Here is a 10460-nt window from a genome sequence, read left to right on the forward strand (position 1 = left end):
TGCTGCGCACCCGCGCACCGCGAGTATCTGGAACGATTGTGTCAGGCTTTGCATGCCAGCGGGCAACGCGGGAAGCAGCAGGTCAGAAGGCGCCGCGCAGCGCCAGTTCGCCCCCAAGCACCAGCAAGCCGCAGAAGAACAGCCGGCGAAAGCGCTCCACGCTGATACGATGACGCAGCCATTGCCCGATGAACATGCCGCCCAGTGCCGGCGCAAGCGCCAGCACCGAGGCACCGAGCACCGGCATATGCAGCAGCGCGCCACCCATCGCCAGGCTGATGGCAAGGGCGATGGTCGAGACCGTGAATGAAAGCCCCAGCGCCTGCACCATGCTTTCCTTGTCGAGCCCCAGCCCCTGCAGGTAAGGCACGGCCGGAATCACGAACACGCCGGTAACGGCCGTGATGGCGCCGGTAACAAACCCGGCAAGCGGCCCGAGCCAGCGCTCGGCTGCCGGCGGCACGGTCATCTTCACGGCCGCCAGGCCCACCACCGCATACAGCACCAGCGCCACGCCGAGCGCCGCGGTGGCGTGCACCATCATGCGTGCGGGCACCAGCGCCGCGCACAGCCAGGTACCGGCGCAGATGGCCGCCAGCATGGGCCACAGCCGCCGCAAGAGTTGCCCGAAGCGCGGCCCGCTGAACAGCTGCACCACGTTGGTCACCATCGAAGGCGCAACCAGCAGCGCCGCGGCCTGCGCGGGCGGCATCACCAGCCCCAGCAGCCCCACCGCCACCGTGGGCAGGCCCAGCCCGACCACGCCCTTGACGAAGCCGGCCAGCAGGAAAGTCAGGCCGATAAAGGCAGCCTCAATGCCGATCATGGAACTCGTCATTGCTCCGCGTCCTCAGCTTGCCGGTTGGTCATGCACGGCGCGGCTGTCGGCCGGCGCCTCGTCGCGTTCGTTGAGCCCGTAGTCGCGCAGCACCTGCGCCACGCGCAGCCGGTAGCCGGCAAACACGTCGCCGCGCCCGGCGGCCTGCGCCTTGCGGTGCGGCAGCGTATTGCGCCATGCGATCACGGCGGCCTCGTCGCGGAAGAATGACAGCGACAGCAGCTTGCCGGGGTTGGTCAGGCTCTGGAAGCGCTCGACGGAGATGAATCCGTCGATGGCCTGCAGCGTCGGCAGCAACTGCGCGGCGATATCGAGATAGGTATCCTGCCGGCCCGGTGCGGGCTCGACTTCGAAGATGACGGCGATCATGGGGCTTGCTCCAGAAAGACAGGCGGGAGGATCAGGAAAACTGCGGAATGCGCGCGTTGAGCGATGGCCGGTAGCGCAATGACTGCACCAGCCGCGCCGGTTGCGCGCCGCGCGCCAAAAGCGCCGCAACCGTTGCGGCGGCGAGTGCTTGCGCCAGGGCATCGCCCGGGCAGGCGTGGCGGCCCGCGCCGAAGGTCCACGGGCGCTCGCTTGGTGCATGGCTGTCATCGTGCGAGGCGGCGGCCAGCAGCACCAGCACCGCGTCGCCCGCGCTGACCGGCACGCCGCACAACAGGGCATCCGCCGCCAGGAAGCGGCGCGTGTTCTGCACCGGCGGATCGTCACGCGCCACGCGGGCCACCAGCGCGTGCAAGGCAGCCGCATCCTGGCGGGCCAGCAAAGCCGGCTCGCGCCCGAGGCGCACCAGCGAATTGCCGGCGAGGCCCGCGGTAGCTTCACAGGCCTGCACCATCAACCCGATTGCGTTGGCCGCCACGGCAGCGGGATCGACGTCAGCTTGCTGCGCCGCGCTTTGCAGCGCGGGCAGCAAGCCGGTGGACGATGGATCGGCGTCCAGCAACCATTGCGCGAGCCAGTGCGCTGCGTCCGCGCCGGCCTGGACCTCGGCGGCACTCGCCAGCGGCGATTGCGAGGCGGCATAGGCGGCCACCTGCGACGCCACCTCGGCCGCATTGCCGCTCGCTGCCACCGGCATGCCAAGCAGGTCCGCGACCGCCACGACTGGCAGCGTAAAGATCCAGCGCTTGACCCCGGCGGCATCGACATCCGACCCGCCAATGGCATCCGCCAGCGCGGCGGCGCGCGTCATCGCCACGGCAGGATCGATATTGGCCATCAGGCGCATCAGGATGCCCTTCAGCGGCGCATGCGCGGCACCGTCGTTCATGCGGATCAACCGGCCAAACAACTCGCCTGCCGCAGTCCCGGCCAGCGTCGGGGGCACCGGTTGTGCGGGCGGGCGCACGCGGCAATCCGGATGCGCGAGCACCGCCGCCACTTCGGCCGCGCCGGCGGCCACCCACAGGCCCAGGGCCTCGTGCCGGAAGAAGGGCTGCCGCGCGGCGAGCGCGCGATAGTAGGGATACGGATCGGGATGGGTGACGGCAGCGAGGGGATCGGCGGGTGTCATGGCAGCGTTCGGCGGCAGTGCGCGGTAGACGACATGATGCAAGTGTGGGGCCGAACGCCGCCGGAACGCTTCACGGCGGCATGAACTATGGAATGCGCAGCTAGCTGCCGATATAGGCTGCCAGACCGTCCGCCAGGGCATCGAAGGTGGCGCGGCAGGCTGGCATGCCGCGCAGGTTCTCGTGCATGGTGATCCAGGTGTCCAGCTCCATGGAGAACTGCCTGCCCAGGATGCGGCGCAGGGCCGGGTTCCGCTTCGCCAGACCGGCCTGGCAGATGCCGATGCCCGCACCGGCGCGGATCAGCGCCAGTTGCCCCACATCGCTGTCGGTGCGCAGCGAGAACGCGTCGCGGTTCCAATCCGGCATGGCGCGCGATGCCTCGCGAATGAAGGCCGTCACCTGGTCATAGCCGATCAGGGCATGTCCATGCAGTTCGCGCGGATTGCGCGGTGTGCCGCGCCGCGCCAGGTAGTCCTCATGCGCAAAGAACCCCAGCTCGATCCCGCCAATGTGGCGCGCCACGAGTTGCTCCTGGCTGGGCCGCTGCATGCGCACGGCGATATCCGCTTCGCGCCGCAGCAGGTCCTGGATGCGGCTGGTGAACACCAGCTCGATCCGCAGCGCCGGATGCCGGGCGTGCAACGCCGCAATGATCGGCGGCAGGACTTCAATCCCGACTACCTCGCTGGCCGACACGCGCACGGTGCCGCTCACGCCCTCGCCCATCGTGGTCACCACGCGCTCCATCGCCGCCGCCGTGCTTTCCATCGATTCGGCGTAGCTCAGCAGCACCTGCGCCGCCTCGGTCGGCAGCAGCCCGGACTGCGAGCGCGTGAACAGCGCCGCGCCAAGGTCGCGCTCCAGCGCATCGATGTGCCGGCCGACCGTAGGCTGGGACAGGCCCAGGTCCCTGGCCGCACCCGACAGCGAGCCCGCCCGGACGACGCCGAGGAAACTGCGGTAAAGCTCCCAGCTGATCGTAGAGTTCATACAAAAATGAATAGCATCCTGAGAACATTAACCAATTCCATTGTAGCCCTGCCACACCCACAATACGCCTCAACCACAACGCTTCGGGAAACGATCATGGCTACTACACCTCTCGCCCTGCTACTCGGCGCCACCGGCGGCATCGGCTCGGAAGCCGCCCGCCAGCTTGGCGAGGCCGGCTGGCAGATCCGCGCACTGGCGCGCAATCCCGTGGCCGCCGCCGCGCAGCCGGACGGCATCCGGTGGATCCAGGGCGACGCGATGAACCGTGACGACGTGATGCAGGCGGCCACAGGCTGCAGCCTCATCGTCCACGCGGTGAATCCTCCCGGCTACCGGCGCTGGGCGGAACTGGTGCTGCCGATGCTCGACAACACCATCGCAGCCGCCTGCGCGCAAGGTGCAACGGTGGTGCTGCCCGGCACGGTCTACAACTTCGGGCCCGATGCCTTTCCGCTGCTCACGGAAGACTCGCCGCAACATCCGGTCACCCGCAAGGGCGCCATCCGCGTCGAGATGGAACGGCGCCTGCGCGAGGCCACGGCGCAAGGTGCCCGCGTCATCATCGTCCGCGCCGGCGATTTCTTCGGCCCGCGCGCGGGCAACAACTGGTTCTCGCAGGGGCTGGTCAAACCCGGAAAGCCGGTCGGCACCATCAGCTACCCGGGAGCCGCGGGGGTTGGCCATCAATGGGCGTACCTGCCGGATGTCGCGCGCACCATGGTCGAACTGGTCGCGCGGCGCGACTCGCTGCCGGCGTTCGCCACGTTCCACATGGCCGGGCACTGGGATGCGGACGGTACGCAGATGGCGGCGGCCATTCGCCGTGTGGTCGCGCGCCGCACCGGCCGGAAGCCCCGCGTCAGCGCCTTTCCGTGGTGGCTGCTGACGCTTGCCGCGCCCTTTGTCACGACCTTCCGCGAGATGATGGAAATGCGGTATCTGTGGCGCGGGCCAGTGCAGATGGATAACCGCCGGCTGCTCAGCGTACTCGGCCACGAACCGCATACCGGCCTGGACGAAGCCGTAGAGGCGGCGCTGGACGGGATTGGCTGCCTGGGCCCGGGTGCCTCCGCCGACCACGGCCCGGGCCGGCGGAGCCAGCGCGCGTGACGTCCGGAGAACCTGCCACGCCACGACACAACTGAAAACATTTCGTGTCTTGATTCCGCGCAAATCCTCGCGGCCGGTGTCCAGTGACACTGGCCCGCATGACATTCCTGCCCTCCCCCGCTTCCGCCCCGTCCACCCGCAAGAACACCCGCACCAGCGCCCTCCGCCGGCGCCAGTCTTGCCACAACCGGTTCCGGACATCCTCGATATTCGCCTGGCCGCTGGGTGCAGCCGGCCTGCTCCTGCTAGCGCTCAATACCTTGTTCTGGTCCGCGCTGCTGTTTCCCTTCGCCCTGCTGAAACTGGCCTTGCCCGCACGCGCGGTCCGGCAGCGCCTCGACATCGTGCTCAACGGCATTGCGCGGGCCTGGATCACCTGCAACGACGGCTGGATCCGGATGACGCAGCAACAACCCTGGGACGTTCAGGGCGCCAGCGCGCTGCGCTACGACGACTGGTACCTGGTCAACTGCAACCACCAGTCGTGGGTCGATATCTTCGTCCTGCAGCGGGTGCTGAACGGCCGCATTCCGTTGCTGAAGTTCTTCCTGAAGCAGCAGCTGATCTACGTGCCGGTGATCGGCCTGGCGTGGTGGGCGCTCGATTTTCCCTTCATGAAGCGCCACGGCAAAACGGCTCTTCGGCGCAACCCGGCGCTGCGCCAGCAGGATCGGGAAACCACGCGGCGCGCCTGCGAGAAGTTCTCGCTTGTGCCGACCAGCGTGATGGTGTTTGCCGAAGGCACTCGCTTTACCGAAGCGAAGCATCGCACGCAGGCCTCGCCGTACCGCCACTTGCTCAAACCCAAGGCCGGTGCGCTGGCGTTTGCCATCGATGCGATGGGTGAGAAGTTCGGCTCGCTGATCGACGTCACCATCGTCTACCCCGACGGCGCACCGAGCTTCTGGCAACTGGCCTGCGGCCGAAGCGGACGCGTGGCGGTTCGCGTACGGGAGCACCGGATACCGGCCACTTTCTGCCAGGGGGATTACGGTGGCGATGCAGCGTTTCGCCGCGAATTTCATCGCTGGCTGGCGGGACAGTGGGAGGAGAAGGACTTGCTGATCGAGACCGTGCTGACGGACGCGGCACGCCTAGAATGACGGTTCATTCCCAGAGCGTCCCCGGCATGAACCTCACCAGAACCATCGTCATCGGCAACTCAGGCGCCGGCAAGAGCTGGCTGGCCGAACGCATCGCATCGGCGCTGGGCGCGCCATGGATCGACCTTGATTCGATCCATTGGGAGCCGGGCGGATACAGTGTCGCGAGACCGCGCGACGGCGATTGCGCTCGCGAAAGCGGAAGCCGCCAGAGACTGCTGGGTAGTCGAAGGCATCTACGGATGGCTCGTGCGGGAGATCCAGGATCGGGCGACGACGCTGATCTGGATCTGCCTTGACGAGGCCGAGTGCAGCGCCAACATCCGGCAACGGGGAACTCGCGGCGGCGCCAGCGCCGAATCGTTCAATGCGCTGCTGGATTGGGCGGACAGCTACCGGAGCCGGGATGGATCAAGCTCTTTCTCCGCGCACAGGCTCATCTTTGACGAATTCGCGGGTGCAAAGGAAGTGCTTCCGACCAGGAGGGCAGTCAAAGCGTTTGCAGACAACCTCGCATTGCGCCGCAGCTGAACGCCATCCTGCCTGGCTGCACTTCATCATCCCACCCCCTCCAGCCGCGGAATGAACCGGTCATGCTGAATCTCCCCGCCCTTGGCGATGATGATGGTCCCCTCCGGAATTTCCTCCCACGCGCCGGGGAGGTCGACCAGGGGCTCTGACAGCACGAGGAACGCATCGTCGCCCGCGGCAAGAATGCGCTCATCGTCCGGATAGAGTGCGCGCAGGTGGCGGATGCTGGTGTTGTGGAACAGCGAGCGGGATTCCGTCTCGCTCGAATAGCGGACCGCCACCAGCTGCTCGCCGTCAGTCACGCAAACCGTCATGTTCACCGGGTACTCCACGCCGTGGCGGCGGCCGATATCCTCCACCAGTCCCACCATCTGCTCAAGCGCGCCGCGCGGATCGCGTTCGAGCCCGAATGTCAGCGCGAGGAAGAACATGACTTCCGAGTCAGTGGAGCCCTCGATCCAGCGGAACAGATGCGGCTCGACCGCCATCATCAGGTCGCGCCTGAGGACGGGATAGTCCCGTATCAGGCCGTTGTGGGCGAACATCCAGCGGCCGTAGCGAAAAGGATGGCAGTTGGTCTCCTGCGCCGGCGTATCGGTCGCCGCACGGATATGCGCGATAAACATCGGCGCCCGGATGGCGCGCGCGGCCTCGCGCAGGTTGCGGTCGTTCCACGCGGGGTGCAGGCAGCGGTACCGGAACGGGACTTCCGAGTGCTTGCCGTACCAGCCAATGCCGAAGCCGTCCCCATTGGTCGTGGTATGCCCCAGCCGCGAGCGCAGGCTCTGGTCGATCAGCGAGTGCTGCGCCCGGAACAGCACTGCCTCCATCTGGATGGGATTGCCCGTGTAAGCCAGCCAACGACACATGATGCGTCTCCTCGACATATTCCGCAGCGTTGCGGCTGCGCAGCGCGGCCAGGACAATCGGCTCGCCCTCCGCGACGCCGGGCCTGCGGCGCGATATGCAACCTGCATGAAGGATAGGACACGGCGCTTAGTCGTCCACAACGATGGCCTATCGCACACAGGCCCCGTCAGCGCGCCGGACGCCAGACCTGCAGCGGATCCTGCGCCGGCGCATCGGCAGGCGGCTGCGGCAGCGCCTGGGCTTCCTCCAGCATCAGTGCCGCCTGCGCCTGCAGTTTTTCCAGGCAGCGCGACAGCGTTTCGGCCTCGCTCGCGGAGAGGCAGCCGGCCAGCCGCGTGTTGAACGCCTGTGCCTGGACGAACGCGAGCCGGTAGACCGCCTCGCCCGCCTCGGTCAGCGAGAACGCGGCCGCGCGCCGGTCCTGCGCGCGGGTCTCGCGCCGCACCAGGCCGCGCTCCACCAGCGCGTGGACCGCGCGGCTGGCCAGCACCTTATCCAGCCCCGCGCTCCCGGCCAGCTCCGTCAGCCGCGTCCCGGGCTGTTCGCCGAGAAAGGCAATCATGCGCCATTCACGCCGGCTCACCCCCGCCGTGGCACGCAGGTGCAGGCCGGCCCCACCCAGCGCGACCCGGTTCAGATGATAGATCCGGTAGTTGATGAAATCCGCCAGCCGTTGTGGCTGCTGCAGCCGGTTGCCGCCATCCCTGTTGCCCATGCCACACCCGCATTTAGTTGACTTTGTCAATTATATGGGTGGGTGTTAGCGTCTGCCCGTGCCATCGTGCACCCGAGAAACGGCGCATCCAGCGCCGACCAGACAGGAGACATCGTGACCCCCGCCCAGCATTCGCGCCTGCCCGCACGTCTGCAGTTCCGCCAGATCCCGCGTTTCCTTGCCTGCCTTGCGGCGGTGGCCGGGGCCTGGGCCATGCCCGCCAGTGCGCAGAGCGAACGCCCGCTGCGCATCCTGGTCGGCTACCCGGCCGGGGGCACCGCCGACCTGGCCGCCAGGCTGGTCGGTGACAAGCTGCGCGAGACGCTGCGTCAGACCGTCGTCATCGAGAACAAGCCCGGCGCCGGTGGCCGGCTGGTGATGGACTATGCCCGCAGCCAGCCGGCGGACGGCACTACGCTGGTGGTTGCCAACTCGGCGGTGATGACCATTGCGCCGCTGGTGTACCGCAAGCTCAACTACGACATCCAGCGCGATTTCACGCCGGTGGCCCAGACCGCCAATTTCCAGCTGGCGCTCGCGACCGGCCCCGGCACCCCGGCGAAGTCCCTGAAGGACTACGTCAGCTGGATCAAGGCCAGCCCCGACAACAATTCCTACGCCTCGCCCGCGCTTGGCAGCATCCCGCATTTCTTCGGGCTGATGATCGGCAAGCAGGTGGGCGTGAACATGCTGCACATTCCCTTCAACGGCTCGGCCCCGCTGATGAGCGCGCTGGTTGGCGGCCAGGTCCCGGCTTCGGTCGACACCCTGGCGGATCTCACCGAAATGCACCGCGCCGGCAAGATCCGGGTGCTGGCCACCTCCGGCACGCATCGTTCCGTGGCGCTGCCAGACGTGCCCACATTCACCGAGCTTGGCTACAAGGACATCGAAGGCGAGGGACGCTACGGCTTCCTGGCCCCGGCCGGCACGCCCCGCCCCGTGCTCGACAAGCTGAATGCCGCCATCGTCAAGGCCGTGCAGTCGCCCGACCTGAAAGAGAAATTCCTGAAGCTGGGCCTGGAGCCAAAAACAGGCTCGAGCGAAGCCTTTTCCAGCGTGCTGGCCGCCGACGCGGCCCGGTGGGCTCCGGTGGTCAAGGCATCGGGTTATACCGGCGACTGATCCGAAATCGACATGGCCATCCGCAATACCCTCTTCATCATGTGCGACCAGCTCCGCCGCGACCACCTCGGTTGCTACGGACACCCCACCCTGCGCACGAAAAACATCGATGCCCTCGCCGCGCGCGGCGTGCGCTTTGACGGCGCCTTCGTCACTTCGGGCGTCTGCGGGCCGAGCCGCATGAGCTTCTATACTGGGCGCTATGTCAGCAGCCACGGCGCGACCTGGAACCGCGTGCCGCTCTCAGTCGGGGAAGTCACGCTCGGGGAATACCTGAAAAATAGCGGCCGCGCCCTCGCGCTGGCCGGCAAGACTCACGTTATGCCGGACAACGCCAACCTGAAGCGCCTGCATCTGGATGGCTGCACCGAACTCGAAACGCTGCTGCGCAGCGGTCATTTCATCGAGGTCGACCGTCATGACGGCCATCATGCCGAACCACGCAGCGCCTATGCCGACTGGCTGCGCACGCAGGGCTACAACAGCGCCGATCCGTGGACCGACTACGTGATCAGCGCCGAGAACGAACGCGGCGAGATTGTCTCGGGCTGGCACATGCGCCATGCCGGGCTGCCCGCCCGCGTCGCCGAGCCACATTCGGAGACCGCATACACCGTCGATCAGGCGATGCAGTACATCGGCGCGCGCGGCGACGATCCGTGGGTGCTGCACCTGTCGCTGGTCAAACCGCACTGGCCCTATATGGCACCCGCGCCGTATCACGACGCCTACTCGCTCGATGACTGCCTGCCGCTGCAGCGCCACGATGCCGAACTCGAGGACCCGCATCCGGTGCTGTCTGCGTACCGCACGCAGGAGGAATGCGCCAATTTCATGCGCAAGGAAGTGTCGGATACCGTGCGGCCAGCCTACCAGGGCCTCATCCAGCAGATCGACGACCGCCTGGGCGAGCTGTGGGAACAGCTCGAACGCCTGGGTCGCTGGGAAGACACGCTGATCGTCTTCACCGCCGACCACGGCGACTTCCTCGGCGACCACTGGCTTGGCGAGAAGGAGCAGTTCTACGACACGGTGCAGAACATCCCGCTGATCGTCTACGACCCCTCGCCCGAGGCCGACGCTACGCGCGGCACGGCGCAGGCGAGCCTGGTGTCGGCCGTCGACGTCGTGCCGACCGTGCTCGACGCACTCGGCCTGCCTCCCGCCGATCACCGCGTGGAAGGCCGCTCGCTGCTGGACCTGATCCGCGCCGGCACGCCGGCTCGCGCAGCGACCGGTGCATGGCGAGACTTTGTGGTTTCCGAGCTGGACTACGCGTATCGCAGTGCCCGTGTTGAACTGGGCCGCCATCCCGGCGAATGCCGCGCATGGATGGTGCGCGACGCGCGCTGGAAGTACGTGCACTGGCAGGGCTTCCGGCCACAGCTGTTCGACCTGCACAGCGATCCCGAGGAATACTTCGACCTCGGCGCCGATCCGGCCCACGAGTCCGTGCGCAGCGCCATGCGCCTGCGTCTGCTTGAGTGGTTCTGCACGCTGAAGCCGCGCGTCACGGTGACCAGCGAAGAGGTTGCCGCCAGGACCAACGTCTACAAACAGGCGGGCGTGTTCTTCGGGGTGTGGTGACAAGCGCCAGGGCTCACGCATGCCGCCGGTTTGCTCCCCTCTCCCGCTTGCGGGAGAGGGGCCGGGGG

Annotated in this window: 11 protein-coding genes; 5 read left to right on the forward strand and 6 right to left on the reverse strand. The window is 67.4% G+C overall.

The window, feature by feature from the left end; all coding sequences use genetic code 11:
- Positions 1-82: 82 nt before the first annotated feature.
- The 4 genes from RM96_RS30160 to RM96_RS30175 all read right to left on the reverse strand — a co-directional run bounded on the left by RM96_RS30160 (position 83) and on the right by RM96_RS30175 (position 3348).
- Positions 83-838, reverse strand: coding sequence for a sulfite exporter TauE/SafE family protein (locus RM96_RS30160; protein ID WP_039015403.1), 756 nt, complete (start codon positions 836-838; stop codon positions 83-85).
- A 12-nt stretch (positions 839-850) separates the two neighbouring features.
- Complete coding sequence (locus RM96_RS30165; RefSeq protein ID WP_039015404.1) at positions 851-1207, reverse strand: antibiotic biosynthesis monooxygenase family protein; 357 nt, start codon at positions 1205-1207, stop codon at positions 851-853.
- A 31-nt stretch (positions 1208-1238) separates the two neighbouring features.
- Positions 1239-2357, reverse strand: coding sequence for a cytochrome P450 (locus RM96_RS30170; RefSeq protein WP_193752553.1), 1119 nt, complete (start codon positions 2355-2357; stop codon positions 1239-1241).
- A gap of 100 nt (positions 2358-2457) precedes the next feature.
- Positions 2458-3348, reverse strand: coding sequence for a LysR family transcriptional regulator (locus tag RM96_RS30175; RefSeq protein WP_039015405.1), 891 nt, complete (start codon positions 3346-3348; stop codon positions 2458-2460).
- A 96-nt stretch (positions 3349-3444) separates the two neighbouring features.
- Here RM96_RS30175 and RM96_RS30180 point away from each other — a divergent pair, with 96 nt between their 5' ends.
- The 3 genes from RM96_RS30180 (at position 3445) to RM96_RS30190 (ending at position 6095) form a co-directional block, all read left to right on the forward strand.
- Entirely contained in the window at positions 3445-4461 is a 1017-nt protein-coding gene (locus RM96_RS30180) for an NAD-dependent epimerase/dehydratase family protein (protein ID WP_052279842.1), read from the forward strand.
- Between the two features lie 98 nt (positions 4462-4559).
- Entirely contained in the window at positions 4560-5564 is a 1005-nt protein-coding gene (locus RM96_RS30185) for an acyltransferase (protein WP_082016789.1), read from the forward strand.
- Between the two features lie 126 nt (positions 5565-5690).
- On the forward strand, positions 5691-6095 hold the full coding sequence (locus RM96_RS30190; RefSeq protein ID WP_238587474.1) for an adenylate kinase: 405 nt from the start codon (positions 5691-5693) through the stop codon (positions 6093-6095).
- 26 nt (positions 6096-6121) lie between these two features.
- On the opposite strand, the gene RM96_RS30195 is transcribed toward RM96_RS30190, so the two are convergent.
- Together RM96_RS30195 and RM96_RS30200 are read right to left on the reverse strand one after the other, a co-directional pair.
- On the reverse strand, positions 6122-6964 hold the full coding sequence (locus tag RM96_RS30195; RefSeq protein ID WP_039015406.1) for a class II glutamine amidotransferase: 843 nt from the start codon (positions 6962-6964) through the stop codon (positions 6122-6124).
- Between the two features lie 167 nt (positions 6965-7131).
- Entirely contained in the window at positions 7132-7680 is a 549-nt protein-coding gene (locus RM96_RS30200; RefSeq protein ID WP_039015407.1) for a MarR family winged helix-turn-helix transcriptional regulator, read from the reverse strand.
- A 165-nt stretch (positions 7681-7845) separates the two neighbouring features.
- On the opposite strand from RM96_RS30200, the gene RM96_RS30205 reads away from it, so the two are divergent.
- Positions 7846-8805, forward strand: a complete 960-nt coding sequence (locus RM96_RS30205) for a Bug family tripartite tricarboxylate transporter substrate binding protein (RefSeq protein ID WP_052279845.1) — start codon at positions 7846-7848, stop codon at positions 8803-8805.
- Between the two features lie 12 nt (positions 8806-8817).
- Complete coding sequence (locus RM96_RS30210) at positions 8818-10392, forward strand: sulfatase-like hydrolase/transferase (RefSeq protein ID WP_039015408.1); 1575 nt, start codon at positions 8818-8820, stop codon at positions 10390-10392.
- Positions 10393-10460: the final 68 nt, after the last annotated feature.

Source organism: Cupriavidus sp. IDO (assembly GCF_000812465.1).
Taxonomy (GTDB): domain Bacteria; phylum Pseudomonadota; class Gammaproteobacteria; order Burkholderiales; family Burkholderiaceae; genus Cupriavidus.